The sequence below is a fragment of the Corynebacterium sp. MSK297 genome, from assembly GCF_030232885.1.
Classification (GTDB): domain Bacteria; phylum Actinomycetota; class Actinomycetes; order Mycobacteriales; family Mycobacteriaceae; genus Corynebacterium.
Genome location: NZ_JASPGD010000014.1, coordinates 19,304 through 44,801, shown reverse-complemented (window position 1 = coordinate 44,801; position 25,498 = coordinate 19,304). Strand labels below are relative to the sequence as shown.

Annotated in this window: 22 protein-coding genes and 1 pseudogene; 9 read left to right on the top strand and 14 right to left on the bottom strand. The window is 56.5% G+C overall.

What is annotated here, in order from left to right:
* The first annotated feature begins 490 nt into the window (after positions 1-490).
* A complete protein-coding gene (locus QP888_RS10485; protein WP_284813514.1) occupies positions 491-2,080 on the top strand; it encodes an NYN domain-containing protein in 1,590 nt (529 codons plus the stop codon).
* A 214-nt stretch (positions 2,081-2,294) separates the two neighbouring features.
* On the opposite strand, the gene QP888_RS10480 is transcribed toward QP888_RS10485, so the two are convergent.
* The 11 genes from QP888_RS10480 to QP888_RS10430 form a co-directional block, all read right to left on the bottom strand.
* Positions 2,295-3,140, bottom strand: coding sequence for a PspA/IM30 family protein (locus QP888_RS10480; protein ID WP_284813513.1), 846 nt, complete (start codon positions 3,138-3,140; stop codon positions 2,295-2,297).
* Positions 3,141-3,397: 257 nt separating this feature from the next.
* The gene (gene sucD, locus QP888_RS10475) at positions 3,398-4,285 is read right to left on the bottom strand and encodes a succinate--CoA ligase subunit alpha (RefSeq protein WP_284813512.1); all 888 of its coding nucleotides are present in this window, start codon (positions 4,283-4,285) and stop codon (positions 3,398-3,400) included.
* Positions 4,286-4,303: 18 nt separating this feature from the next.
* Positions 4,304-5,482: an ADP-forming succinate--CoA ligase subunit beta gene (gene sucC / locus QP888_RS10470; RefSeq protein ID WP_284813511.1), complete on the bottom strand. Its 1,179-nt coding sequence runs from the start codon at positions 5,480-5,482 to the stop codon at positions 4,304-4,306.
* Positions 5,483-5,797: 315 nt separating this feature from the next.
* Positions 5,798-6,175, bottom strand: a complete 378-nt coding sequence (gene trxA / locus QP888_RS10465) for a thioredoxin (RefSeq protein ID WP_284813510.1) — start codon at positions 6,173-6,175, stop codon at positions 5,798-5,800.
* A gap of 287 nt (positions 6,176-6,462) precedes the next feature.
* Positions 6,463-8,019 (bottom strand): replicative DNA helicase, encoded by a 1,557-nt coding sequence (dnaB, locus tag QP888_RS10460; protein WP_284813509.1) that lies wholly within the window; start codon positions 8,017-8,019, stop codon positions 6,463-6,465.
* 811 nt (positions 8,020-8,830) lie between these two features.
* Positions 8,831-9,292: a 50S ribosomal protein L9 gene (gene rplI, locus QP888_RS10455; RefSeq protein ID WP_018120546.1), complete on the bottom strand. Its 462-nt coding sequence runs from the start codon at positions 9,290-9,292 to the stop codon at positions 8,831-8,833.
* A gap of 98 nt (positions 9,293-9,390) precedes the next feature.
* On the bottom strand, positions 9,391-9,966 hold the full coding sequence (locus QP888_RS10450; RefSeq protein ID WP_284813508.1) for a single-stranded DNA-binding protein: 576 nt from the start codon (positions 9,964-9,966) through the stop codon (positions 9,391-9,393).
* A 61-nt stretch (positions 9,967-10,027) separates the two neighbouring features.
* The gene (rpsF, locus tag QP888_RS10445; RefSeq protein ID WP_023018753.1) at positions 10,028-10,315 is read right to left on the bottom strand and encodes a 30S ribosomal protein S6; all 288 of its coding nucleotides are present in this window, start codon (positions 10,313-10,315) and stop codon (positions 10,028-10,030) included.
* A 182-nt stretch (positions 10,316-10,497) separates the two neighbouring features.
* Entirely contained in the window at positions 10,498-10,689 is a 192-nt protein-coding gene (locus tag QP888_RS10440; RefSeq protein ID WP_018120549.1) for a hypothetical protein, read from the bottom strand.
* Between the two features lie 82 nt (positions 10,690-10,771).
* Complete coding sequence (locus QP888_RS10435) at positions 10,772-12,304, bottom strand: glycosyltransferase family 87 protein (RefSeq protein ID WP_284813507.1); 1,533 nt, start codon at positions 12,302-12,304, stop codon at positions 10,772-10,774.
* A complete protein-coding gene (locus QP888_RS10430) occupies positions 12,304-14,664 on the bottom strand; it encodes a transglycosylase domain-containing protein (protein WP_284813506.1) in 2,361 nt (786 codons plus the stop codon). The genes QP888_RS10435 and QP888_RS10430 overlap by 1 nt, the downstream gene beginning before the upstream one ends.
* 204 nt (positions 14,665-14,868) lie before the next feature.
* Between QP888_RS10430 and QP888_RS10425 the strand changes: the two genes are divergently transcribed.
* The 4 genes from QP888_RS10425 (at position 14,869) to QP888_RS10410 (ending at position 18,033) form a co-directional block, all read left to right on the top strand.
* Positions 14,869-15,957 carry an inositol-3-phosphate synthase gene (locus QP888_RS10425; RefSeq protein ID WP_284813505.1) on the top strand — a complete coding sequence of 363 codons (1,089 nt, stop codon included), beginning with the start codon at positions 14,869-14,871 and terminating at the stop codon, positions 15,955-15,957.
* Positions 15,958-15,967: 10 nt separating this feature from the next.
* The gene (locus QP888_RS10420; protein ID WP_284813504.1) at positions 15,968-16,423 is read left to right on the top strand and encodes a MarR family winged helix-turn-helix transcriptional regulator; all 456 of its coding nucleotides are present in this window, start codon (positions 15,968-15,970) and stop codon (positions 16,421-16,423) included.
* A 5-nt stretch (positions 16,424-16,428) separates the two neighbouring features.
* Positions 16,429-17,439 (top strand): universal stress protein, encoded by a 1,011-nt coding sequence (locus QP888_RS10415; RefSeq protein WP_284813503.1) that lies wholly within the window; start codon positions 16,429-16,431, stop codon positions 17,437-17,439.
* 126 nt (positions 17,440-17,565) lie between these two features.
* Entirely contained in the window at positions 17,566-18,033 is a 468-nt protein-coding gene (locus tag QP888_RS10410; protein WP_284813502.1) for a hypothetical protein, read from the top strand.
* Positions 18,034-18,044: 11 nt separating this feature from the next.
* Here QP888_RS10410 and trhO read toward each other — a convergent pair whose 3' ends face one another.
* Positions 18,045-19,028 (bottom strand): oxygen-dependent tRNA uridine(34) hydroxylase TrhO, encoded by a 984-nt coding sequence (gene trhO / locus QP888_RS10405; RefSeq protein WP_284813501.1) that lies wholly within the window; start codon positions 19,026-19,028, stop codon positions 18,045-18,047.
* Between the two features lie 157 nt (positions 19,029-19,185).
* Positions 19,186-20,679 carry a DUF1846 domain-containing protein gene (locus QP888_RS10400; protein WP_284813500.1) on the bottom strand — a complete coding sequence of 498 codons (1,494 nt, stop codon included), beginning with the start codon at positions 20,677-20,679 and terminating at the stop codon, positions 19,186-19,188.
* 116 nt (positions 20,680-20,795) lie between these two features.
* On the opposite strand from QP888_RS10400, the gene QP888_RS10395 reads away from it, so the two are divergent.
* Both QP888_RS10395 and QP888_RS10390 read left to right on the top strand, forming a co-directional pair.
* A complete protein-coding gene (locus QP888_RS10395; protein ID WP_284813499.1) occupies positions 20,796-21,707 on the top strand; it encodes an Fpg/Nei family DNA glycosylase in 912 nt (303 codons plus the stop codon).
* Positions 21,708-21,763: 56 nt separating this feature from the next.
* Complete coding sequence (locus QP888_RS10390) at positions 21,764-23,698, top strand: bifunctional ADP-dependent NAD(P)H-hydrate dehydratase/NAD(P)H-hydrate epimerase (protein ID WP_284813498.1); 1,935 nt, start codon at positions 21,764-21,766, stop codon at positions 23,696-23,698.
* Between the two features lie 80 nt (positions 23,699-23,778).
* Here the strand turns inward: QP888_RS10390 and QP888_RS10385 are convergent, their stop codons facing one another.
* Positions 23,779-24,186: a cupin domain-containing protein gene (locus QP888_RS10385; RefSeq protein ID WP_284813497.1), complete on the bottom strand. Its 408-nt coding sequence runs from the start codon at positions 24,184-24,186 to the stop codon at positions 23,779-23,781.
* An 88-nt stretch (positions 24,187-24,274) separates the two neighbouring features.
* Here QP888_RS10385 and QP888_RS10380 point away from each other — a divergent pair, with 88 nt between their 5' ends.
* Entirely contained in the window at positions 24,275-24,715 is a 441-nt protein-coding gene (locus QP888_RS10380; RefSeq protein WP_284813496.1) for a hypothetical protein, read from the top strand.
* Between the two features lie 266 nt (positions 24,716-24,981).
* Positions 24,982-25,167 (top strand): annotated as a pseudogene (locus QP888_RS10375) (IS1249 family transposase); the annotation flags it as partial.
* Positions 25,168-25,498 lie beyond the last annotated feature (331 nt).

The window sequence follows — 25,498 nt, the reverse complement described above, 5'->3', positions numbered from 1 at the left end:
ATCGGCCCTATAAAATTATGATCATCACCACCAGACAAACAAGAAACACAACCACCAGAACCAACATCCTGTGAAGTCATTTTCCCTGTCAGCCCCTCGCGGCGACTTGGATAAGCTTAAGCGATAACAAAAGTTAACGCAAATCGATTGTTCAACGCTTTCGTTAGTGCCGGTCAAGAGCTTATTTTCCCGATGCCATCACTTCGACTTAACCGACTTATAAGTCGCTTATAACCGCGCCTATACCCGGTGTTTAAATCTTAATTCCAACTAAACCTTGCTACGCGTCTTTCCTGCGCAACCTTCCTACGCGCTACTGTGTTCCACGCCCCACTCACGGCACCTCTACGCCAGATTTTCTCAGTGTCTTACTGGCTTTCTCCTTGAATGTCCCTGTTAACGGACCGGTTTAATCGACTCATTGCCCGTATTCAGGCAAACTAGGTAGAGAAACTTATTTAGATCTATTCGAGAAACGGACTTAGGAGACATGCTTGAACGCACAGTTGTGTACGTCGATACCTCTTATTTGCTTGCGAGCTTTTATAACTCGTGGGAGATCGGCGCCCGCGCTCAATTAGAAATCGATTTACCTGAGGTTGTCGCCATCCTTGATGGCATGATCTCCAACCAGCTAGGCCAACGCGTCCACCGTCAGAACTGGTACGACGGCATCCCCGATACCGGGCCGCACCGCTACCAACGTGCCTTAAGAACCTGCGAAGGGGTGCAGCTTCGCACCGGCCAATTAATCGAATGGGGAGAACGACGCACGCAAAAAGCCGTCGACACGCGCTTAGTAGCAGACATGGTGACCACCGCCTGCAAACAACAATTCACCGATATAGTGCTGGTTTCTGGCGACGCCGACATGATCCCAGGCGTACAGGAAGCAACCAACGCCGGAATCCGGGTGCACCTCTACGGCTTTGGCTGGGATTCTATGTCCGCCGCCCTGCGTCATGCCTGCGACACGACCACGATCTTGGACCCCCGGGAGGATTTCACCGGGGCCATGGAACTTCAGGTGTTGGAAGGTCCCCTGCCGCCTACCGTGCGAGAAACCCAGTGCGCGCCCCCAACAGCAGACAACGCCGAATCAGAAGCTGGCACCGATGCGGAACCAGGTTCTGCACAACCTGCAGTCGACGACACCGAACCGACAACATGTGAATCAACTACACCCGAAACTGGGGGCGCTGGCGCCACTGCCAAAGCCTCCAAACCGGGAACTTCAGATACCGCGACCGACCGCGCTGCATCGATTGCTCCGGGTACCCCGGCTTCCCCTTCCGCTCCGGCGACGAGCGGGTCAACGAAATTGTCTGAAAACAAGCACTCGGCGTCGGCAAGCGGCGCAAAACCCGGCGAAAACCTACGTAAACCAGACAGCGACGAATTCGCCGAGACCGTCGCGCCTGCTCCGAAACCAAGCGAACTGTCCACGACAAAGGACGCACCTGTAGCGTCTGACGATGTGGCGCCAACCCCACCCACTACTCCCGGTGGGGAAAACCCTGCACCAAAAATCATCCCGGCAGCGCCTACTACCAAGCCCGATACTTCGCCAGGCGAACAACTTGACGACGACAACGATCCGTCCGAAGTCGAGGCCGAATTGCATGCGCAGAGCCGCGCAACCCCGGGCACGCACCAGGCTGAATCGCCTGCCGACGCTAAAAACAACGAAGGCTCCCAGCCCGCAGCATCGGCATCCGCCGCGAAACCAGCCACGCCGCGCCCATCCCCATCCATGATGGCGCCGCGCCGCAAACTTCGTTCCCGCTATGTGCCATTGCCGGAAGAAGTCTGGACCTCGGCGGGATTCCAAACCCCTTACGACGTCGGCCAGCAGTACGCTCGTTGGTGGTACGACAACGCAGCGTCGACTGAACAACGCGACCAGGCGCACCTGCTTTCCGGTGGTGGATTACCTCCGGAGGTAGACCGGCCACTTTTGCAGTTCGCGTGCGAAACGCTCCACGAATACACCTTGAGCGAAACCCAACGCGTAAAACTGCGTGACGGGTTCCACTCCGGAATCCGCGGTGTCTTGCTCAACGCTGCGCGCGATAACTAAAGGGGCAGAGACGACCGGATAAACAGTCGATATCCGCGAAACACAAAGCGCGGGCCACCTCAACGTGGTCCGCGCTTTTCGTTGTGCAAAAGCGCAGAAGCTGGCCTTGACGGCTGATAACCGTCGGCTACTCGATTACGACTGCGAACAAGAACCGGCATACTCTTGCCGATCTGAGCCTGCTTACTGCTGCCGATCTGAACTTGCGAACTAGTTACCGACAAGCGTCTGCGGATTTGCCATCGTCTGTGGAATCAGCGCTGTCAACGTCGCCGTTGCCGCCAGCGTTGTCAGCAGCAGAGTCAATAGCTTTGTTGTGCGATCCCGCACCAGCACCCATCGAGGCGCGAATCTCGTCTAATTTCGCACTGGCCTTGATATCACGGGTCGAAGTTCCAGAAGAGATTTCCGCCATGGCATCGCTGGCAGAACTACGTGAAAGTTCCTGCGCTCCCAGCGCATTCGCATAACGACGCTCGATCTTATCGCGAACCCCATCCAACGTTGGGGCGGAATCATTACTGCCGATCTGTTCATTCATCGAGTCCATCGCCGCGCTGGTCTTTTCCTGCATCTTGGTCTGATCGACCTGCTGCTCCAGGCGACGAACTTCATTGAGCTGTTCTTCTAACCGCGCCTCGGATTTTTGCAGCTCCGCTTTCGCCTGTTCCGAAGAACGTTTCGCGGAACTATACATTTCCTTGGTCTGTTCCAGCTCTTTTTCCACGCCGACTAACTGGGAAGCGATCAGCTCTGCAGTCTCAGTGAATCGCTGGGCCTTCGCTGTTTCACCGTCGCGCTCAGCCTTATCTGCCGCCTGCAAAGCTTCTCGAGCTTGTGACTGATATTCCTCTTGGCTTTGCAACAAGCGGTTCAGCTGCATCTCCAGCTGTTTCTGGTTACCAATCACCTTGGATGCTTGCTCAGAAATTTCCCGGTGCTGTTGTTTCGCAGCGTCGGCTGCTTGCTTGATCTGTACCTTCGGGTCTGCGTGCTCGTCGATCTTGTTGTCAAACGACGCCATAAGGTATTTCCAGCCCTTGCTAATCGGGTTAGCCATGTTCGCTTCACTCCTTGGTTGCAACAATCTGCTTTGCAATAGGCTGCTTTGCAATAGCATTCGCTGCGTAGCTTAATTGCATTCTTGCAGCCCATAATACGGAATCTGTGTGCGAGGCTCCGGAATGCGCAGACAGACAAAACCGGCCCGCCGATCCAGATTCTGTGGATCAGCGGGCCGGTAACCGCAAGCTTATGCGTTCTACCCTGCATCACTGGCCAGCCAGCGTCAAAGCTGCCTGACAGTGACGGCAGGATTTAGGCACCAATGATTTCGCGCATCAGGTTGGCAGCATCGGTTGGAGTCTTGCCGACCTTGACGCCAGCAGCTTCCAAAGCTTGCTTCTTAGCTTCTGCGGTTCCGGAAGAACCAGAAACAATAGCGCCAGCATGGCCCATGGTCTTGCCTTCTGGAGCGGTGAAGCCCGCGATATAACCGACAACTGGCTTGGTGACGTTTTCCTTGATGTATTCCGCTGCGTTTTCCTCAGCGTCGCCACCGATCTCACCGATCATAATGATGGCTTCAGTCTCAGGATCATTCTCGAATGCCTCAATAGCATCGATATGCGTAGTACCAATAACTGGGTCACCACCGATACCAACGCACGAGGTGAATCCGATGTCACGCAACTCGTACATCATCTGGTAGGTCAAGGTACCGGATTTAGAAACCAAGCCGATCTTGCCTGGGTTTGGAGCAGTCTCTGCCGGAATGATGCCTGCATTGGACTTGCCTGGGGAGATCAAACCAGGGCAGTTTGGTCCAATAATGCGGGTCTTGCCGCTCTTTTGTGCAGCAGCGTGGAATTCCGCGGTGTCCTTCACTGGTACACCTTCGGTGATCACGACGACGAGTGGCATCTCGGCATCAATGGCTTCTTCCGCAGCGGCCTTGGTGAACTTCGCTGGAACGAAAAGTACAGAGACGTTAGCTCCGGTCTCGTTCTTAGCATCTTCCACGGAGCCAAACACTGGGACGGTCTTACCGCCCTCGAATTCCACCTGTTCGCCGGCTTTCTTTGGGTTGACACCACCAACGATATTGGCACCCGAGTGCAGCATGCGCTGGGTGTGCTTCATACCTTCAGAGCCGGTCATGCCCTGAACGATGATCTTCGAATCTGAGTCGAGAAAAATAGACACTGTTTTTATGCCCCTTCCTTAAGCCTGGTCAGCCAGTTCGGCTGCACGGCGTGCTGCTTCGTCCATGGTGGTTACCTGTTCAACGTGTGCCAAGCCAGCCTCGCTGAGGATCTTGCGTCCTAACTCTGCATTGTTGCCGTCCAAACGGACGACCATTGGCTTCGCCTGCACGCCCTGATCAGCCAGGATCTTGTTGGCCTGCACAATGCCATTCGCTACTTCGTCACAAGCGGTGATACCACCGAAAACATTAACGAATACGGATTTCACCTGTTCATCGCTGAAGATGACCTCGAGGCCATTAGCCATGACAGAGGCATTGGCACCGCCACCGATGTCCAGGAAGTTCGCTGGCTTTGGCTTCGAGCCGAATTCTTCACCGGCGTAAGCGGTAACGTCCAGCGTGGACATAACCAGACCAGCACCGTTACCAATCACACCGACGCTGCCGTCGAGCTTGACGTAGTTCAGATCCAGTTCCTTGGCGCGACGCTCCAAAGGATCAGCCGCGGCGGCGTCCTCCAGGTTCGCGTGGTCTTCATGACGGAACACTGCGTTGTCGTCGAGAGACACCTTGCCGTCGAGAGCAATGATGCGACCGTCATCGGTCTTGACCAGCGGGTTAACCTCAACCAACTGGGCGTCTTCCTGCTCATAAACCTCGTAAAGTTTACGGAAAACAGGAACCAGCTGCTCAGTTTCCTCGTCGCTAAAGCCGGCTTCCTTGGCGATATCCCGAGCGATATCCTCGGTCAACCCCTCCAGTGGCGAGAAGTTCTTGCGCACCAGCTTTTCTGGCTGCTCTGCGGCGAGCGTTTCAATCTCCACGCCGCCTTCTTTGGAGCACATGGCCAGGTAGCGGCGCTTGGTGCGGTCCAGCAGGATCGAGAAATAGTACTCTTCTGCGATGTCTGCACCCTCGGCAACCATGATGGTCTTAACGGTGTGGCCCTTAATATCCAAGCCGAGGATTTCCTCAGCTTTTTCCGCAACCTCTGCTGGGCTCTTGGCCAGCTTGACGCCACCGGCTTTACCACGGCCACCGGTTTTCACCTGTGCTTTAACCACGAAAAGATCGGAGTTGATCTTCTCGGCTGCCTGCTTTGCCTGCTCTGGGTTCGTTGCGACAATGCCCTGCAGCACAGGGACATCGTGTGCGCTGAACAAGTCACGAGCTTGGTACTCGTATAGATCCACGTTTGCTCCATTCCGAAATCGAATTTCGTCTATCGCCGTACTCCAAAAATAATACGGAATTCTGGGCGGCTTTTCAGTGATCTATTGCATAGTAGCCAGGCACGGGCGCTTCTGTGCCGTCTCATGTCGGCATTATGTCGGCATTGCTGTGTCCGCCGACCCAGAAAGATATCGCTGAATCCGCTGCAAAACCCCAGGAATGGACAAAACCGGCGAAATAAACGGAACGTCGCATTGGCTTCGTTCTATTTATTCCACCGGTCGAAATCCGGGCAAGAATCACACAAGAAACTCGTAGAGATCTAGGGCCGAAATCTAGGAATTGTCCTGCTGCGCGTTCTGTTCTGCAAGCTGCTTGCGTACATCATCCATGTCAAGCCCCTTCACCTGCTGAATAACATCTTCCAGCGCTGCAGGTGGCAAAGCACCGGCCTCACGGAAGACCATGATCGAATCACGGAAGATCATCAGAGTAGGGATCGACTGAATGTGCAATGCTGCAGCAATGCCCTGGTTGTTATCAACGTCCAACTTGGCATGCACGACGTCGTCATGCTTTTCCGATGACTTTTCGAAAGTAGGCGCAAACTGGCGGCAAGGACCGCACCAGTCAGCCCAGGAGTCAACGATAACGATGTCGTTATCCGCGACAGTGCTTTCGAAGGTGTCTTCAGTAATGTCCACGGTTGCCATGGTGGCATTCTCCTCTAATTGATCGCATAGGGTCTACGTGCTTTTATCGACAGCTTCCCACGGTACGCGCACATGCTCGCCTTCGCGTCGACGGGCTGCCTAGACGCCGTAGCGATGCGCACCGAAAATATGCCGCACATATGACACAACAACTAACTTGCCGACGCTATTCCATCGGTTGTTTCCCAGTTGATTATCTCGGCTGATTAGCTAGGGAGAAGGGACCAACCCCGCGCTTCTTGCTCCTGGATTCAGACCTGCTGCATGGCCCAAATCTGTTATACGGTCTAAATGCTCTGCACGTAGTTGTCGAAACGCGAAAAACGCAACCGGTGTGCCACGGTAACGGTATCGATCGGGCCGCCACGGTGTTTCGCAAGAATAATATCGGCCTCACCCGCACGTGAATCGTCGCGGTCTTGCGAATCCGGCCGGTACAACAGCATGACCATATCCGCGTCCTGCTCCAACGAACCCGACTCACGTAGGTCCGCCAGCTGTGGCTTCTTATCCGTACGAGCTTCCGGGCCACGGTTCAGCTGGGAAATAGCTACCACGGGTACCTCCAGTTCTTTCGCCAACAGCTTCAGCTGCCGCGAAAACTCCGACACTTCCTGTTGCCGCGACTCAACTCGTTTACCGGAGCTCATCAACTGCAAATAGTCCAACACCAGCAAATCTAAACCATGCTGCTGTTTCAACTTGCGGGCTTTCGACCGAATCTCCATCATCGTCAAGTTTGGCGAGTCATCGATGAAGATCGGCGCGTTTTGCACCGTGTTGAGTTTGTCAGTGAGTTTTTCCCACGCCCGCTCATCCATCTTTCCGGCACGCATATCCGTCAGCTGAATTTCTGCCTCGGCCGAAAGCAAACGCATCACGATCTCCGAAGCAGACATCTCGAGTGAGAAAATCACCGAAGTCTTGCCGTTCTCAATCGAACACGAGCGCATGAAATCCATCGCAAGCGTCGATTTACCCACGCCCGGACGGGCCGCGACAATAATCATCTGGCCTGAATGCAAACCATTGGTGATCTTGTCGAGGTCGATAAATCCCGTCGGCACTCCGGATTCCAAACCACCCACGCGCTCCAACGCCGCCAACTCGTCGACCGTCGGCTTAATCAGGTCACTCAACGCCTGATAATCTTCTGTTTTGCGCTTTTGCGCAACCGCGAATACTTCCTGCTGGGCACGGTCGATCACCGACGCAACCTCCGCGTCTTCCGTTCCGGAATACCCCAACTGCACCACCCGGGTACCGGCGTCGACAAGCTTGCGCAATACGGCCTTCTCCGCGACAATTTCCGCGTAATACAACGCATTCGCGGCCGTGGGAACCGTCGAAATCAGGGTGTGCAAATATACCGGACCGCCGGCCCGCTCCTGATTGTTGAACCTGTTGAGCCGATCGGAAACGATCACCGGGTCAATATTTTCGCCATTGGCATACAGATCCAGCATGGCCTCATAAATCAGGCTGTGCGCAGGGTAATAGAAATCCTCGGGATCTAATTCCTCGATGACTTCCATCACGGTGTTCGGGCTCATTAGCATCGCTCCCAGCACACCTTGCTCTGCGTCGCGGTCGTGCGGCGGCTGACGCAATTCCGCATACTCATCGCCCTGATCCTGGCGGAATTTACCGCGCCTGCCTCTGTTCCGGGAGCGGAACTGCGCGTCATTACCGGAGAAAGTATTTGCGGAAAAACTGCTGTCGGAGACGCTGAAGCCCGCATCGTGCGGATCAGGAACCGCGAAGTTATCGAAGCTTGGCTCCTCCGGCGGTGGTTCCGGAAGCTGATAGTCGTCGTCGAAGTTCGCATTGGCTTCCGGACTCATGGGGTCTCCTTAACGTGGTGGGTTATTCTGTGGAGTTTATTTTAACGACCCGACCGCAACCACAGCCACGACCGCAACCAAAAGTTATCCACAGGCTTATCCACATGCGTTGCGGGAGGTCCGTGGAGACTGCCACCGTGAGTGATTGCGACCTGCTAGTTTTCCGTAGCTTGTGAAATTCTTGTGGATAACCGTGCAAGTATTTTTGCCAATCTTTGCAAAACCCCAGCTCGACGGTGGTATAGAGAATTGAACAGCTTGTGCACAAACTCTGAATAATCGTTGTACCAGCAAAAAGTTCTCTGCCCACAATGTTGGATTGTTCGCAAATCGCACATCACCAGCACCATCGGACGCGGAAAAATTCTCACAAATCCCACAAGTTATCCACAAGCACGCTCGTCACTGTGTGCAGCTCTGGCGCGAGAGTGTGGTGCAGAGGTGTGGTTTGCGCGGGGTGTGGTGTTCGCCGAAAGAGTTGTCTGTGTGGTCGGAGCGGAGGTTTCGGGGGCAGATGGTGTCATACTGGGAGGCAGGTCGGCGTGCATTGTCCACTTTTACAAATAAGCACCGATTTAGGCCCTGTTTTGAGCCACTATTTGTAAAAAAGCGCCACTTTGCCCTTCCCTCCCCAAACGCCCCTGGAATCCAAGCAGCTAAGTAATCGTCATCGGTGCAACGACCCTTAGAATCCAAGAGCAGGCATAGCTACGACAAAACTCCCCGCCCAGGTGGTCCCCTCACAGACCACCCGAACAGGGAGTGTTATTAATGCTGTTGTCGTTAACTTAAAGAGCTTCTCTAGGACTCTCTAGGAAGCAGAGACGACAGAGAAGTTGATCTTGCCCTTGATATCGGAGTGCAATTCAACCTCAGCCTGGTAGTTACCAGTCTTTTTCACCAAGGCCTTTGGCAGGTCAATGATGCGCTTGTCCAACTTCGGACCGCCGGCTTTAGCAACGGCCTGGGCGACGTCTTCTGCGGTAACCGAACCGAAGAGCTTACCCTTCGAGGAGGTTTTAACCTTGACGACGACGTCGTTCAGGGACAGCTTGTCCAGAGCTTCGCGGACCTCAACAGCGTGATCCAGGTCGCGGATCTCGCGCTGTTGCTGAGCACGGCGAATGCCTTCGATGTTCTTCTCTGCTCCGGCGGTGGCTGGGATAGCCAGGCCACGCGGCAGCAAGTAATTGCGTCCGTAGCCGTTTTTAACCTCTACGACTTCGCCTGCGGCGCCGAGGTTCTCAACGGCAGCGGTGAGGATCAGTTTCATGATCCCTGCCTTTCGTTGTTTGTGTGCTTTGGCCCCGCCAGTGATATGGGTAATATGGCGCGGTGTAGCAGTTTTGCGGTGAATAAACGAGCTAAATCTTAGAACGGAGGTTCGCTGTCTCCGCCGAATCCACCAGCAGGTGGGGCAGAATTCCACGGGTCGTTATCCGGGCCGTTGTTGTTCGACTGACTGGATTGGTTTCCACCAAATTCGCCCTGAGAACCGCCAGCAGGTGCGCCTCCGCTGAAACCGCCCTGATTGGACTGGTTGTTTCCGCCACCGCCGAAGTTACCGGACCCGCCCTCACGCGAGTTGCGGTTCACTTGTGCGGAAGCGTATTTCAGCGATGGGCCTACTTCATCCACTTCGATTTCAAAGACAGTGCGGTTTTCGCCTTCTTTGGTTTGGAAGGAACGCTGGCGCAACCGGCCGGTCACGATCAGCCGCATGCCCTTGGACACTGATTCTGCAACGTTTTCGGCCATGTTGCGCCATGCGTTGCAGGTCAAAAACAGGGCCTCACCGTCTTCCCACTGCTGCGTTTGCGCGTTGTAGCGCCGCGGCGTGGAAGCGATGCGGAAGTTAGCCACCGCTGCACCCGAGGGGGTGAAGCGCAATTCCGGGTCCGCAACCGCGTTGCCGACCACCGTGATGTTGGTATCTCCCTGTGCCATGTTTTCTCCTCAGTACTTTCCGGGATGCAGGTTCGTGGTCTACGACCTCCAGTATCCGGATTTAGCTGTCGGTACGCAGAACCTTGGTACGCAGTACGGTATCGGAAAGGTTCAAACGCCGATCAAGCTCTTTAACCGAATCCGGTTCGCATTCCAGGTTGATGACGGCGTAGATGCCTTCGGAACTCTTCTTGATTGGGTAAGCCAAGCTGCGCTTGCCCACCACATCAACGTTTTCCACCTTGCCGTTATCCTTGCGGACAGTTTCCAGGAACTTATCCAGGGATGGGGCAACGGTGCGTTCATCCTGCTTAGCATCCAGAATGATCATTACTTCGTAGCGACGCACGGACCTCATCACCTCCTATGGTCTTGTTGTTTCGGCCATATCACCTTCGCGGATATGGCAGGAGGGTTCGTTGCGTCAAGCAACCCTCAAAGACTAGCGCACCCAGGGTCTTTCCGCAATCATCCGAGGCGCCGCCGTGGCAGACACCGCACAACCACATCGGGTGTCGGCGGCAACTGTGACTATCCGGCGTTGGTGGTGGCGAAAAATATTGCCAGCACTGTCGGGATCACGGTCAAAAACAGCAGCGCAACTAGCCCGAGTACCACAGCCGGGCGCCGCGTAGGTTTGCGATGGATTGCCCAATACGCAGCACCTATGCAGGACAGCCCGATAATGATAGAGATAACTCCGAGGATCACGATGACGTTCATGCAGTCTCCTTAGCTGGGTGTCCTTGCCTGGTTTCAGGGGCTTGTTGTTCGCCTACGTGTTGTCCGCCTGCGTGTTGTGCGGCTATGCGCTGTCCGCGCCTGCGCGGTGTTCGCCTATGTGTTGTGCGGCTTTCACGGGTGGCACTTGCAACGGCCCCGCCAGTGGGTCATACCCATTATGTGCACGGTAAACGGGATCTGCTTGATTCCGGTCTCCCGATATCTGTTTCCCCGCTAGATTTTTTCCGAGCATTTGCCGCACCACGCATACCACCAGCACGACGAGCAATCCGGTGCGGGTGAGCACAACGACATCCAAAAATTCTGAAGGCAAGCCGTTGTTATCCGCGCCGTGCATATGCCACATGAGCACCGGCCAGACCAGCATGTCGACGGCCATCCAGGTCAGCAGCAGCCGCCACCGTGGCAACGCAAGTACCGCTGGAATAACCAGCCACAACGAATATTGCGGCGACCAGACCTTATTAAACAGCAAAAATGCGGCAATAATCAGGAATACTAGTTCCGCGATACGTGGTTGCCGCTTGACGACGAGCCCGAGGACCGCAATCGCGACGCAACTGGCGATAAACAGTGCTAGGCTCACCATATTCAGAATCTGTGGCACCTCCACACCGTCCGGGTCAAAGCCGTCGAAAAGCGTCAACCGTGCGGCCACTGCATAAATGGTGGTCCATTCCCAGCTGCGGGTGCTGTTTAAACGACTGAACTCGTTCCAGGCTTCGGGGTATGCCAGCATCACTGGCAAGTTGACTACAAGCCACGTCACCGCGGTGGTCACTGCCACGATGATGAGCGCGCGGAATCTACGCAGACGCAGCGCTAAGACGATAATCGCGCCCAGCAAAAATAGCGGCCAGAGTTTCGCCGCCGTGCCCAAGCCAATGGCGACGCCCGCCCACGCGGGCCGACCGCGAGCAAACAGCAGCAACCCAGCGACCGCAAAAAAGATCGCCAGAATATCCCAGTTGGTAAATGCGTGCACCAGCACCAACGGGCTGGCGGCAACCAACATGATGTCCCAGATTCGTCGTCCAGCAAGGGCGCACGCCATGCGCACGGTTGCTACCCAGAACAGGGAAAGCACCAGGACGGTCAGTATGAAATACCAGCCAGCCAGAGGCACTGGTACCAGATATTTGCTCACAGCCTCCACTGGCGTATAGCTAACCCGGGCTAACCATCCCATGATTCCTTGGAAATAGCCGGTGAGCACGGGATATTCCAGGTAGCGCGTGAGGTCGTCTTCTTGCCAAGAGTAGGCATACGGAAATCCCCCGGTATCCAGCCCGCGCCCGGCAAACAAGGGAACTATATCGTTGTAGCAAGCAGAAACATATGCCCGGTTACCGGACCAGTCCAGATCGATCGCGCCGGTATCGGGGTTGATGCTGCCCCTGGTGCAGTGTGCTTTGGTGAGAAATCCACCAGCCAAAAACAGCATCGCCACCGAGACGATCGCCTGCACTGGGTTGAACCACCGCGACTGCGCCAACCTGCCGTGCTTGTCGACGGGACCGCCCAGGAAATCGATGAATTTCCGGGCCGCCGGTTCGGTCTCAGCAGGCGCGACCCAGCCAGCCCGGTTGGTCATTACAGCAGGTCCTCCAGTTCGTTGATGGCGTCTTCGATAACCTCACCAGGCGCTGGTGCCGCAGGTGGGGCCTGTCCGCCGCCTTGTTGACCGCCCTGACCACCCTGCTGGCCGCTTTGTTGACCACCTTGGCCGCCTTGTTGTCCTCCCTGGCTGCCCTGCTGACCGCTCTGTTGTCCACCCCGGCCACCGCCTTGAACGCCTTGGCCGCCCTGTCCACCTGGGCGTCCGCTCGGCGCTGATGTTTCGTCGCCCTCGTTTGGCTCGCCGTCGTCCTCATTTTCCGGCGTTTCTGGGCTCTCAGATGGGGTTGCAGCACCGCTCTGCGAACCTCCACTGGAACGTCCCGAACCACTGGATGCCGGTGGAACGTAGCTTTCGATCAGGTTGGAGCCGCTGCCGCCGTAGGTTCGCCAGCGCACCGGAGCTGCGCTTTCGAAGGACCTCTGCTCGCGGCCTTCCAGCGCGCGGTCCAGGGAATCCTTCCAGATCGATCCCGGTGTGTTAGCGCCGTACATATTGCCGCCGTATTGGTTGAAGATCGCGGAGGTGTTATCAGCGGTACCGACCCACACTGCGGTGGACAATTCTGGGGTGCCGCCAACCATCCAAGCATCCTTGTTCAATCCGGTATCACCCAATTGCGCGGTGCCGGTCTTGCTTGCCGACGGGCGTCCGCCGGCGAGCACCTGACCAGCGTGGGCTGCCACCGGTTGCATGGCCTGGATGACGTTGTCTGCCACGGTTTCGGAAACGCGTCGTTCCGGCTTGCGGTCGTTGTGCTCGTAGAGCACCTCGCCGCGAGAGGTTTCTACGCGGGAGACGAAGTGCGGTTGGTTGTAGACGCCGTGGTTGGTCAGGGTGGCCATCACGGTTGCCATATCGATCACGCGCGACTGGTACTGGCCCAGCACGATGCCTTCATAAGGTTGTTCGCCGTGTTCGGTCAGGGTTTTTTCCACCCCTGGGAATGACTTGGCGACGCCGAGCGCATGCCCCATATCGGCGGTGTCTTGTGTGCCGTTGACCAAATCGTCCTGCAGCCGGATGAACGACGTGTTGTAGGAGTATTCCAATGCAGTGGCGATCGAACACACACCGCAGCCGTTGCCGTCCCAGTTGGTGACTTCAATGCCACCTGGCAGCGTTACTGGTGTCGATGCGTAGTTCGCGCCCAGCGGGATGCCCTGTTGCAGGGCGGCGGCCAGTCCGACGATCTTGAAGGTCGAACCGGTTTGCAGCCCGGCGGAAGCGTAATCCCAGCCGGAGGCCTCGTCGCCGCCGTAGTAACCACGCACGGCGCCCGTGCTCGGCTCGATGGTGGCCACGGCAGAGCGCGCGTCTTCCTGCAGCCCGGCCATGTTTTCTTCTACCGATTGCAGCACGGAATCCTGCACATGCTGGTCAATGGTGGTGGTGATCTGTAGGCCGCGGTTGGTCACATCATCTTCGGTAATACCCAAGGTTTCAAGCTCTTCGATGACCTTGTTTTTGATGTGCCCGTTCGGCCCGGTTGCCTCGGTGTATGCCGAGTATTCTGCCGGGTCGCGGGTTTCTGGGTAGACCATTCCGGCGCGTTGTTCGCCGGGCAGCAATTCCATTTCCACCATGCCGTCCAGCACGTAATTCCAGCGGCCTTCGGCTTGCTCTGGGTTATTCCACGGATCCAGCTGGTTCGGTACCTGGATAGTCGCGGCCAGCACGGCTGCTTCTTCAATGGTCAGCTCGGTGGCCGGTTTGTTGAAGTACGCAGTCGAGGCGGCTTCAATGCCATAAGCGTTGCGCCCGAAATACACGGTGTTGAGGTAGGACTCCAGGATCTGCGCCTTGTCCCACTCATTGGTCATTTTGATGGAGTGGACAAGTTCATTCCATTTGCGGGCATAGGAGTGATCGTCACCCACGATGACGTTTTTCACGTACTGCTGGGTGATCGTAGAACCACCACCCGCGCTGGTGTTGCCGGTGACTTGCCCCCAGGCAGCACGCAAAAACCCAGACAAGGAGAATCCGCTGTTGTCCCAGAAGTCGCGGTCCTCGGCAGCTAGTACTGCATTAGAGACGTAGTCCGGGAGATCATCTAATGAGACGAATGTGCGGTTGCCTTCCGGTGGCACCAACCGTGCCAGTTCTGTAGTGCCATCGGCGGCATAAATATGGGACACCTGTGCGGTGGTGACCTCCCCGGGTTCTGGGGTATCAGCTCGCACATAGGCGACCGCAAAAATCATGCCGGGGATCGCCAACATGGCCACGAAGATGATCGCGAGCGTGATCCATATCTTCTGCCGCCGTGTGCGCGGCTGCCGGGCATCATCGGTGCGGGAATCGTCGGTGTCAATCTGGGATTTCTGAGTCACCGTCAAACCTCTGTCATTGCCTTGTAGAAATATCTCCTCAAAGAATACGGGGTGTGTCCAATTCGGGGAAACCACCGCGGGCCCCTGATGGTCGATCTTGATCGATTCACCTGGTTCTTCTTGATCGATACACCATCCATCGGGTGCGGTTTCTGCGTCCTGCCGGATTTATGCTGGGCTGGCTAACGAAAGGAGCTCACCATAATGTCTAAAGTTCGTGTGGCCATCGCCGGTGTCGGTAACTGCGCTACTTCCCTGGTGCAAGGCGTGGAGTTTTACCGCGATGCCGCCGTCGACAAGAAAATCCCAGGCCTGATGCACACCCAGTTGGGTGATTATCACGTCGGCGATGTGGAATTCGTCGCGGCGTTTGATGTGGATGCTGCAAAGGTCGGCACTGATCTTGCCGACGCCCTCGACGCTTCGCTAAACTGCACGATCCGCATCGCTGATGTCCCGCACACCGGGGTGACCGTGCAGCGCGGGCCGACTTTGGATGGTTTGGGTATGCATTATCTTGCCTCTATCAAGGAATCTGCGGAAGAGCCTGTTGATGTCGCCCAAGCGCTGCGTGATGCCGAAGTTGATGTATTGGTTTCTTATCTGCCGGTTGGCTCGGAAGAAGCCGATAAGTTTTACGCGCAGGCCGCTATAGATGCTGGCTGTGCTTTTGTTAACGCGCTACCGGTGTTTATCGCATCCGATCCTGAGTGGGCACAGAAATTCGTCGATGCCGGACTACCGATTGTCGGCGACGATATTAAATCACAGGTGGGAGCCACAATCACCCACCGTGTGATGGCGAAGCTCTTTGAGGATCGTGGCGTACGTTTGGACCGCACTATGCAGTTGAACGTCGGTGGAAACATGGATTTCAAAAACATGCTGGACCGCGACCGTTTGGAATCGAAGAAGTTATCCAAGACGCAAGCGGTAACCTCGAATCTGCACAATGGCCCGTTGGCGGGTTTGAAATCCGGCCGCGACGTGCACATCGGACCATCGGATTATGTCGAATGGCTCGATGACCGCAAGTGGGCGTATGTTCGTTTGGAAGGTTCCGCGTTTGGCGAGGTTCCGCTGAATCTGGAGTACAAGCTTGAGGTCTGGGATTCACCCAATTCTGCGGGTATCATCATCGACGCCGTACGTGTGGCCAAAATCGCTTTGGATAGGAAAGTAGCTGGTCCCGTGGATTCCGCGTCATCCTATCTCATGAAATCACCACCGATTCAGCTTTCCGACGACGAAGCTTCGGCCAAGCTAGAAGCATTCATTACAAAAGGTGACTAAGCTATCAGTCATGAGCAAAACAGCGGAAGAAGCGGCAGCGAAACTCCAGGAACCAATGACTCGCTTGCGAGTATTATACGACCGCATCGCTAGTCACTATTCGTTGACCCCCGCACAGATGACCATCATGGAGTTTCTGTACAAAAATGGCGCTAGCCGTATTAGTGCAGTCTCTGAAGCCGAAGGCATCCGGATGCCCACCGCGTCCAATGCCTTGGTGCAGTTGGAGCGCCGGGAGTTAATTCGTCGTGTACGCGACAGCGTTGATCGTCGTGGAGTGAAAGTCGCCCTGACTAACTTGGGCAAGACTGAATATGAAGAAGCGCGCGAGGCACGCCGAAAGACGTTGGCGCAGCTTCTGGATACTTTGGATGAAGATACTTTAACCAACGCGCTTGAGCTTGCCGACGTCATCGTCGAGTTAGCGGAGCGTTATACCCCCGCGAAACACAACGAACTACACTAGGGTTCATGGCCCCTGATTCTGCCGGCGCTGTCTCGTCGACAAGCACGCGCCAACCCGCACGTATCCTCGTCGCTTGGAACCCCTCTTCTTCTGGGCACGAGGCCATTGCTTATGCCGCCTGGCTCACCCGCGCCATGCCCGTCAGAATCCGGATCGTATCCATTCTGTTACGCCCATGGCCAGCGACTTCTTTGGCGAAACTCGGTGGGAAATACAAAAAGTCCTTCAAAAAAGAAGCCAAAGCGTGCAGGGAAGCCGTCGAACAAGTTTTGTCTGAGGCTGGGGTGGACCAGCAGTACTGGGATGATGAAGTCTCGGTGCTTGTCGACGGCTCGTCGCCTGCCCCGATCCTGACCGACGCAGCGAAAGAATTTAACGCTGACCTCGTGATCGTCGGATCGAGCACGTCCACACCCAAGGGCCGTTTCAATACGTCCTCGACAACATCCGCGCTGCTGCACTCGTCGCCAAGCCCACTGGGGTTGGCGCCGCGGGCAACGAAGCTGTCGAAAAACGGCATCACCCGCCTGAATTACGCGTTCTTAGAATCCGGTGAAGACACCTCACAGGCAGGTTTGTTATATGCCGCGAATTTAGCGGACAAGCTGTCGGTTCCTCTGCGCATCATGGCATTTTCCCCGACCGGGCTGGTGGATATCCCGGTGATGATCAAGAAATCTTTGGTGCAAGACCTCACTGATCAGTGGCACGAAAATGCGCTGGCGATGCTGGATCGGGCGCGCGATCGCATCATGGACTGCTTCCCCGACATCACAGTAGAAACGGGCATCGGTTCCGGCGACGGTTGGAGTGGTGCCATTGATGCCTTGAAGTGGAAGAAAGGCGATCTGTTGTGCCTGGATTCCAGCAACGCCGGCCCTGCCCCTCGGGTGTTTATTGGCTCCCCGACTTCCGAGTTCTTGCAGCATATCCGGGTTCCCACCGTTGTGCTGCCTGTGGATTACCAGCAGCCAGAATTCACACACCCCGAATCCGTTGCACCGCAGCAGCATTAGGCCGACAACATTAGGTCGACAGCATTAGGCTGAGAGAATCCGGCTGGGCAAAAGTGTGGCCGGGCGATGTGTGACCGGACGAATATGGTCACGGCCAAATTAGTCCCAGGCCCCTAGACTGGTGACATGTCTGCTACACCGAATTTTTCGCACCCAGAAAACGATCTCTATGATGACGATCCGTCTCGGTTGACGCAGAATCCCCGCAGCCTCGACGAGCTCGCTCACAGCCCAGACCCGTATATGCGGGCGGGCAAAGACGAAGAATCCTCCCGGCAGGCCTTGCGTTTTCTCATTTGGGCGATGGCGGGATCGTTCATCGTCGGTCTGGGTTCGCTGGTGATCATCCGGCTGCTGGGCGGCAAGTTGTGCGAATCTGGCGAAGCGGCCTGGTTATGTACCGAAGCCTCGCACATCTGGTGGCCGATCCTCGCGTGGACGATTCCATTTTTCAGCATGGTGATCTGCGCGATCATCATGGTGCGCAAACTCCGCGCCGGTGTACGGTGGCGCACCTGGATGGGCGTGTTTTGGGTGCTAGTACCCAACGCCATGTTTTGGGGTCTCGGCGCCGTGCAGATTTTAGCGCTATAAAACTACAGAAGCTACGCGCCCTGCTTTTGCGCGTCTGCTTTTTGTGCTTCCTCTTTTTGCGCGATAGCTTCGGCAACTTCCTGGCAGTCCTCGCGTCCACAATGCGCGGTGCGAGGGTTGGCGTAGCAGTCATCACAAATCAGCACTTGCCTGCGGCAGGTGTCTTCATTAATGCAGTTATTGAACTTATTATTGCCCACTCCACAGTGGATGCAGTGCCCTAATTGCACAAAATTGGGATCATTGTCCTGCCCAAATTCCATGTGCATGCGCTCATCAAACACGTACAACGAGCCTTCCCACAGGCCCTTGTTGCCATATTTTTCGCCGTAGCGCACGATGCCGCCGTCGACCTGATAGACCTCGTTGAAGCCGCGGTTCTTCATCAACGAAGACAAAATTTCGCAGCGGATGCCGCCAGTGCAATAGGAAATCACCGGCTTGTCCTTCATCCAGTCATACTTGCCGGATTCGATTTCTTTGATGAAGTCATGCGTGGTTTCCACATCCGGCACCACCGCATTTTTAAACTTGCCGATCTCGGCTTCCATGGCGTTGCGGCCATCGAAGAAGACCACGTCGTCGCCACGCTCTTCGACGAGTTTATTCACTTCTTCCGGTTTCAGGTGCACGCCGCCGCCGATCACGCCGTTGTCATCAACCTTCAACTCATCAGCAGCGTTGAAAGCAACAACTTCATCGCGGACTTTCACCGACAAGCGCGGGAAATCGTCAGCGCTGCCATTGGACCATTTGAAGGACATGGAATGGAAGCCATCATATTCGCGGGTGCGCTTGCGATACTGCTTACAGGCAGCGACCGTGCCGCCGACGGTGCCGTTGATGCCATGCTTGGAAATGAGAATGCGGCCCTTCAGCCCCAGCGATTCACACAAAGCCTTTTGCCACAGCATCACCGCCTGCGGGTCTGCGATAGGGGTGAACTGGTAATACAGCAGGATTTTGGATTCAAGCGATTCGCTGCGGCTAGTCATAAGCCGCATTGTAATAACCAGCTGGAAGTTTTCCTAAACGCTCGTGTTTCTACCCCATACATCTATACCTTGCAGGGCTGGGGCCGAAGTACCGGGCACGCCGGGGCCGGTGCTAAAACACCGGGCACGCCAGGGCTGGGTGGAAGAAGCCGCAGGCTTAAACCTTGTGGTACAAGCCTTTACGCCAGAACACCGGATCGCTGCTCACGCGCACGCCAAGGTTGCGGAAAATGCCTTCGTCGACTGGTCCCAGAATCGTGGTGGTGTGCACGTCACAATCGCGCAGGTTCTTCAACTCCGCCAGTGCCGCGCGGGCATCGGCGGAATTCGCCGCGGACACCGACAACGCAATCAATACTTCATCGGTGTGCAAACGCGGGTTCTTCGAACCCAAGTGCTGGGTTTTCAACGTTTGGATCGGTTCGATGGCTTCCGGAGCCAGCAACAAGACGTCGTCAGGAATACCAGCCAAGTGCTTCAAAGCATTCAACAGCATTGCCGCCGAACAGCCCAGCAGGCTGGAGGTTTTTCCGGTGATCATGGTGCCGTCGGCAAGCTCAATGGCCGAACCCGGCTGCCCACTTTCCTCAGCCACCCGGCGCGCCGGAGCAAGTACCGCGCGATCGTCGACGGCAACACCGGCTTTGTTCAGCACCACGGCCACGCGCCCAGATAACGTGCTGTCGAGTTCCTCGGTGCGCTCGGTAACCAGGGCTTTGAAATAACGGCGGATGATTTCCTGGCGGGCGGCTTCCTGGCAGGCTTCATCGTCGCTGATGCAGTAGCCGACCATGTTCACGCCCATGTCTGTTGGCGACTGATACGGCGATTCCCCCACCAGCTTTTCCAACAGGCGCTTGAGCAGCGGGAAGGCTTCGACGTCGCGGTTGTAATTCGAGGCCTTTTTGTCATAGGCCGACAGGTGGTATGGGTCGATGACGTTGGCGTCGTCCAGATCTGCGGTGGCTGCCTCATAGGCCAGGTTGACGGGGTGCTCGAGCGGCAGGTTCCAAATGGGGAAGGTTTCAAATTTTGCGTAACCAGCGTTCACGCCGCGCTGGTGTTCGTGGTAAATCTGCGATAGGCAGGTCGCCATCTTGCCGGAACCCGGCCCCGGCGCGGTCATGATGATCAGATCGCGGGAGGTTTCTGCAAAATCATTGCGACCAAATCCATCTTCGGACACGATGCGGTCGGCATCCGTGGGGTATCCCGGGATCGTGCGGTGGCGAGAAACCTTCAGCCCCATGCGGTGCAGACGCTGGATGAAGGCTTCTGCCTGGTGGTTGCCGTCTTCCAGCTGGGTGATAACGATGTTTTCTACCAAAAATCCCCGTTCACGGAAGACGTCGACAAGCCGCAGCACGTCGTCTTCGTAGGTAATGCCGAGGTCCGCACGAATTTTATTGCGCAGCAGGTCCTTGGAGTTCACGCAGATCATGATCTCCAGGTCATCTTTCAACTGTTCCAGCATCGCGATTTTATTATCCGGGGTAAATCCCGGCAGGACGCGTGATGCGTGCAGGTCGTCGAAAAGCTTGCCCCCCATTTCGAGATAAAGCTTGCCGCCGATTTCTTTCCGTCGCGCGTTGATGTGCTCCGATTGGAGTTGAATGTATTTCTCGCGATCAAACCCGATCTTATGCGCCATTGTGCCTTACTTTCTCTCGCGAGGATCCCCGCGTGCAGCCTCGAAAAATCTATGACGCATGACTATTATACGCGTCCAGCACGAACACAGCGCAAGCACAGCGCTAGGCTAGAGACATGCCTGAAGGACACGTCATCCACCGTCTTGCCGACGAATTCACCCGCATTTTTGGCACCCAGCGCCTGCATATCACCAGCCCACAGGGCCGTTTTGCCACGGAAGCAGCGCTTGTCGACGGCTCCCGGCTCGAGCGCGCGGAAGCTTTTGGCAAACACTTATTTTTGCACTTCGACGCCGCGTCCGACGAGCACATCATCTATATCCACTTGGGCCTGATTGGGCACTTGCGTTTTGAGGATCGCGAGAAGGTCTGGGGGCAGATCCGATTGCGCATCGAAGCACTTGCCGACGACAGTGCGAGTGATTCTGGCACCAAAACCAGAAGCAGCTCTGCCGCCGAAAACAACTCTGCCACCGAAGGCAGCTCCGACAGCAGGAACTCGCACCACCTGGCGGCGAATCTGCGCGGCCCGCAGTGGTGTCGGCTGATCACGGACGAGGAATACGCCATCGCCGTCGGCAAGATCGGGGAAGATCCTATCCGCGATGATGCCGATCCGAAGCAGGTGTGGACGAAGGTGCAGCGTTCGAAGCGCAGCATCGGCTCGTTGTTGATGGACCAGAAACTGTTTGCGGGGGTGGGCAATATTTATCGCGCGGAGGTATTGTTCCGGCATCAGCAGTCGCCGTTTACTCCGGGGAATGCGATTGATCGCAGCGTGTTTTTCGCTATGTGGGAAGACCTGGTGGCTCTGATGCGCCAGGGCGTGGTCGACGGCGAGATTAATACGGTGCGCGACGAGCACACCCCAGAGGTGATGCACCGCCCGGCGCGTGACGACGAGCACGGCGGCGAAGTCTATGTTTACCGGCGCGCGGGAGATGATTGTTATGTCTGCGGTTCAGATATTGCGATGAAAGCTTACGAGGGGCGCAATCTGTTTTGGTGCCCGACTTGCCAGGCTTGATCATTGGGGCGTAGCTTGCCACCACAGGCTTAGGCCGGGGTGGTTAAGCTGGGTTTATGTTCGCTTATTCTGCTGATCAGATCCGCGCTGCGGAAAAAGCACTCCTGGCCCATGAGGTGGCCGACGACGAGATGATGAAGCTCGCCGCCGCTGCCGTGGCCGATACCGCCCTGGATATGTTGCGGGCGCAATCTCGGCGCACCCCCGCGCACCAGGAAACGGCTAAGCAGGCTACAGGCGGGCGCGACATGCAAGCGCCGGGGACGGCAGACGTCGTGGTTGCAGTCGGCCCCGGCGGTAATGGCGGCGATGGTCTGTTTGCCGCCACGCATTTGTTGTTGGCGGGTTACCGAGTGCAGGCAGTGCCGGTAGCTACGCGTGCCGACGGCTCCCCGAAGGTGCACTCCGCTGCGTGGCAGGCCTTTTGCGCCGCCGGTGGTGAGCAGGTAAGTGCCCGGGAACTAGTTGCCGCGGCGAAGGCGGCAGCTGCAGCGACGACACCGGGAGCTGTGACAGCGCCGGGGGCAGCGACAGCACCAGCACTGATTATCGACGCGATCGCTGGTTTATCTGCAGGCCGCGGCCTTGACGGCGAACTCGCCGAGTTCTTTTCCGCGCAGCGGCGCGCAGGCACCGATGTTCTTGCCATTGATGTACCTACCGGGGTGCACTGCGATACTGGCGCCACTGCTCCGGAAGCACCAGCAGGTGAGCGCCGCTCTGGCGATAGCTATGTGCGTGCGACGGTCACGATCTCCTTTGGTGCTGGCCGCTTAGCGCACGCAGTAGCACCGGCGTGCGGGAAAGTCGTGATCGCCGATCTGCGATTGCCGCAGGGTCCGCGTTCGTTTTCAGAAGAACTTGCACACCAAAACCTTGCAGAAAACAACAGCGCCGGTGCCAGCACAGGCACCAGCACCAGCTTCAAGCAGGGCACCGTCGAGTTTTTCCAGGTTCCAGCAATCGCAACCAAGGTTCGGGCGTCGGCAAGCGGCAGCGCAGCGGAACCACCACAAGCACCAGGTGTGCCGGAATTCCAGCATGGCACGGTCGGCGTCGGCAACGGCCCCGGAAACCTAGAACCGCAGCCAGCTGGGGACAAATATTCCTCGGGCGTGGTTGGTCTGTGCGCTGGCTCGGCGGCGTATCCCGGCGCGGGCATTTTATCTGCGGCCGGTGCAATCGCCGCTACGCCATCGATGGTGCGGGTGCTTGGGCCTGCTGAACTCACGCGTGATGTGGTGCGCGCGCACCCGGAAGCAGTCACACATACCAGTGTGCGCACCGCCGGGCGGGTGCAAGCATTGGTTGTTGGGCCGGGGCGTGGAACAGATATTTCCGCAGCGTTGGAATTGGAATATGCGTTGCGGGGCGCTCAGCCTCTGGTGTTGGATGCCGACGCCATCACGTTGTTAGCGACCAGCGCGCAGTTGCGGGAGCTCCTGCGCGACCGGGCAAGCGCTAGCCCGGTGCTGCTGACCCCGCATGATGGAGAGTTCCAGCGTTTAGCAGGCGTGCTGCCTGCGCCGGATCAGGATGCTTCTACAGCCGACGCCACTACGGCTAGTACCGCTGGCACCTCTGGTTTTTCTGGCACCACCGACCGTTTGCACACTACCCGCGCCCTGGCGGCACAACTCAATGCGTGGGTGCTGCGAAAAGGGCGGATCACTCTGATTGCCAGCCCTGACGGCAGGTTGGTGTCGGTGAATACGGGTTCTTCGTGGGCTGCCACGCCTGGTTCCGGTGATGTGCTCTCCGGAATTCTGGGAGCTTTCCTCGCCGAGTGGAATGCACCAGCAGCCGCTCCGGAGACTAAACACAACGAGGCAGCCCAAGCGGGTCTTGCCGACGTTTTCCGGCGCGCTGTCGTCGTGCATTCTTGGGCCGCGCAGCTTGCTGCACAAACAGAATTTGGGATGGCGCCGACGTCGGCAAGCGCGATTGCTACCACGATACCCCGGGCGCTGGCATACTTCTCCAGGAAGTAAGACCAGTAAGGCGAGTAAGGCGAAAACAAGCACCGCTCCCTGCAGGGGCTGGGGCAATCACCGCTGCACCGGTGGCCTTGTTAGCCCAGGATCAACAGTGTGACCACCGCCGGGGCATCGGCATGCAAGGCGTGAATTTTGCCTTCGTCGACGTGTACGGCTTTACCCGGAGCGAGTGTGATTTCATCGACGGGTTCACCAGCATCCGCGTCACCGATGGTGAACGTGACTGAACCCGTTTGCCCCAGCACCAGGATCGGGCGCGGGGCCTTGTGGTTCGCCATAGTGTCACCGGCACGGAAGGATAACCGCACCACGGTGGCGCCTTCTAGCTCGGCGACCTTGGTTACTTGTGGCACCGCACGGGCTTGGCGCGACTGCGCATGGGTGGAGTCCGCACCCTCCTGGTATGGCAGATTGAGACCTTCTACCAGTTCCCATTCGTGCTCATTAATGCGCATGACAGTTCCTTTGCTTACGAGGGGCATTTAGCACCAGTTTACTGCGAAAAATGACTGCCCCGATTTTCCGGAAGTTATGATCAGATTAACTTAAATTATGAAAGGTAGGGCCAGTATGGTGGCTAGTTCGCAGGTAAATCTTGCCGACTGGACGCAGAAGGCTAAAGACTACGTCGATTCAAAACAGCACCTTCTACTCCCTGGAATAAAACAAAGCACCCCGTGGAGCCAAGAATCATTAAAGGCCTGCGAAAAATGGTTCCTTGCGAACGCAAAAACGATTCCTGTCCCTCGCCGAATTGAATACGAGATGTTCCTTGGAGAAGGTCTACGCAGGCAGTTTTCAGGGCAATGGGCGCATGCTTGTATCTTGGACAAGAAAATTAGCCATGAGCATAACCTACTTGGAATTTATTATCCTCAGCTAGAGCAATTTGATGTAACCGGATCCCTGCTTGCTAATGCGCTTGCCGCAAAAACAGGAGTTTTCTGGGCCTCAGTTTTCCAATTAAACGAAAGCCTTCGTTTGGCGGGCCTTGCAAATAGTGGTGAATAGTGGCTCTGCGCATACGCCACACCACACACTGAAGTGTCCTGGGTTTTTCCTAAGAATCTACTTTGATTTCGATTATTTTCCTAGGACTCATCTTGTTGCCACAAGGCGTCTTCGACCTCGGCCGGGCTCAGTATCCCAAGCTTTGATGGAGCTGATAACTTTTTGAGCTGCCAAGTCTTCTTCGGTACCAGTAGCGCTGCCTTCCCAGCAGGCTTGTAAAACCCATTAGCGGGCGGTGTGCCTTGAGCCCCCGAGCTTTGGGTCTACTACCTGACGACCCATTACAGATCGCTAGGCAGTGCAATTTTAGACAAGACCAACTCGCCAAAGTCACACGTCTCGTCCCAGAAGACCTCAACAAAACCGACCTAGAAACAGGACGACCAGCCCTCTACGACAACGCTATCTCAACCGAATGCTCACACTGCATGGGAATCAGAAGAGGCTCATGAAATAGCAACAGTGCCCAACCAGCGACACGCCGATCAGACGGGTTGCGCCCTTTAGTGTGGTGTATCTGTAGCCCGCAGTAAGTCTCGTGCCGGTGCATAATGTCAAAGTGGGCATAGTCCCTTTGGTGAGCAGACCAGCGTGGCAATGCAGGCACTTAGCGGCGGCATGACGGACGCCGCCCACTACTCCCTTCTTGCTGCGACCGCATTCCTGGCGTTGGGGTTTATTGGTGCGCTACAGGTTCACCGGGCCGCAGAAAATCAAGAACAGGCCGAGCATAGTCTCGAATTGGTCATTCAAGGACCAAGGCGAGCAGCTGCAGCGTAAGAC

Coding starts and splice junctions, on each gene's coding strand:
- QP888_RS10485 (WP_284813514.1), top strand. CDS start 491: ATGCTTGAACGCACAGTTGTGTACGTCGATACCTCTTATTTGCTTGCG.
- QP888_RS10480 (WP_284813513.1), bottom strand. CDS start 3,140: ATGGCTAACCCGATTAGCAAGGGCTGGAAATACCTTATGGCGTCGTTT.
- trxA (WP_284813510.1), bottom strand. CDS start 6,175: ATGGCAACCGTGGACATTACTGAAGACACCTTCGAAAGCACTGTCGCG.
- dnaB (WP_284813509.1), bottom strand. CDS start 8,019: ATGAGTCCGGAAGCCAATGCGAACTTCGACGACGACTATCAGCTTCCG.
- rplI (WP_018120546.1), bottom strand. CDS start 9,292: ATGAAACTGATCCTCACCGCTGCCGTTGAGAACCTCGGCGCCGCAGGC.
- QP888_RS10450 (WP_284813508.1), bottom strand. CDS start 9,966: ATGGCACAGGGAGATACCAACATCACGGTGGTCGGCAACGCGGTTGCG.
- QP888_RS10440 (WP_018120549.1), bottom strand. CDS start 10,689: ATGAACGTCATCGTGATCCTCGGAGTTATCTCTATCATTATCGGGCTG.
- QP888_RS10435 (WP_284813507.1), bottom strand. CDS start 12,304: ATGACCAACCGGGCTGGCTGGGTCGCGCCTGCTGAGACCGAACCGGCG.
- QP888_RS10425 (WP_284813505.1), top strand. CDS start 14,869: ATGTCTAAAGTTCGTGTGGCCATCGCCGGTGTCGGTAACTGCGCTACT.
- QP888_RS10420 (WP_284813504.1), top strand. CDS start 15,968: ATGAGCAAAACAGCGGAAGAAGCGGCAGCGAAACTCCAGGAACCAATG.
- QP888_RS10415 (WP_284813503.1), top strand. CDS start 16,429: ATGGCCCCTGATTCTGCCGGCGCTGTCTCGTCGACAAGCACGCGCCAA.
- QP888_RS10410 (WP_284813502.1), top strand. CDS start 17,566: ATGTCTGCTACACCGAATTTTTCGCACCCAGAAAACGATCTCTATGAT.
- trhO (WP_284813501.1), bottom strand. CDS start 19,028: ATGACTAGCCGCAGCGAATCGCTTGAATCCAAAATCCTGCTGTATTAC.
- QP888_RS10400 (WP_284813500.1), bottom strand. CDS start 20,679: ATGGCGCATAAGATCGGGTTTGATCGCGAGAAATACATTCAACTCCAA.
- QP888_RS10395 (WP_284813499.1), top strand. CDS start 20,796: ATGCCTGAAGGACACGTCATCCACCGTCTTGCCGACGAATTCACCCGC.
- QP888_RS10390 (WP_284813498.1), top strand. CDS start 21,764: ATGTTCGCTTATTCTGCTGATCAGATCCGCGCTGCGGAAAAAGCACTC.
- QP888_RS10385 (WP_284813497.1), bottom strand. CDS start 24,186: ATGCCCCTCGTAAGCAAAGGAACTGTCATGCGCATTAATGAGCACGAA.
- QP888_RS10380 (WP_284813496.1), top strand. CDS start 24,275: ATGGTGGCTAGTTCGCAGGTAAATCTTGCCGACTGGACGCAGAAGGCT.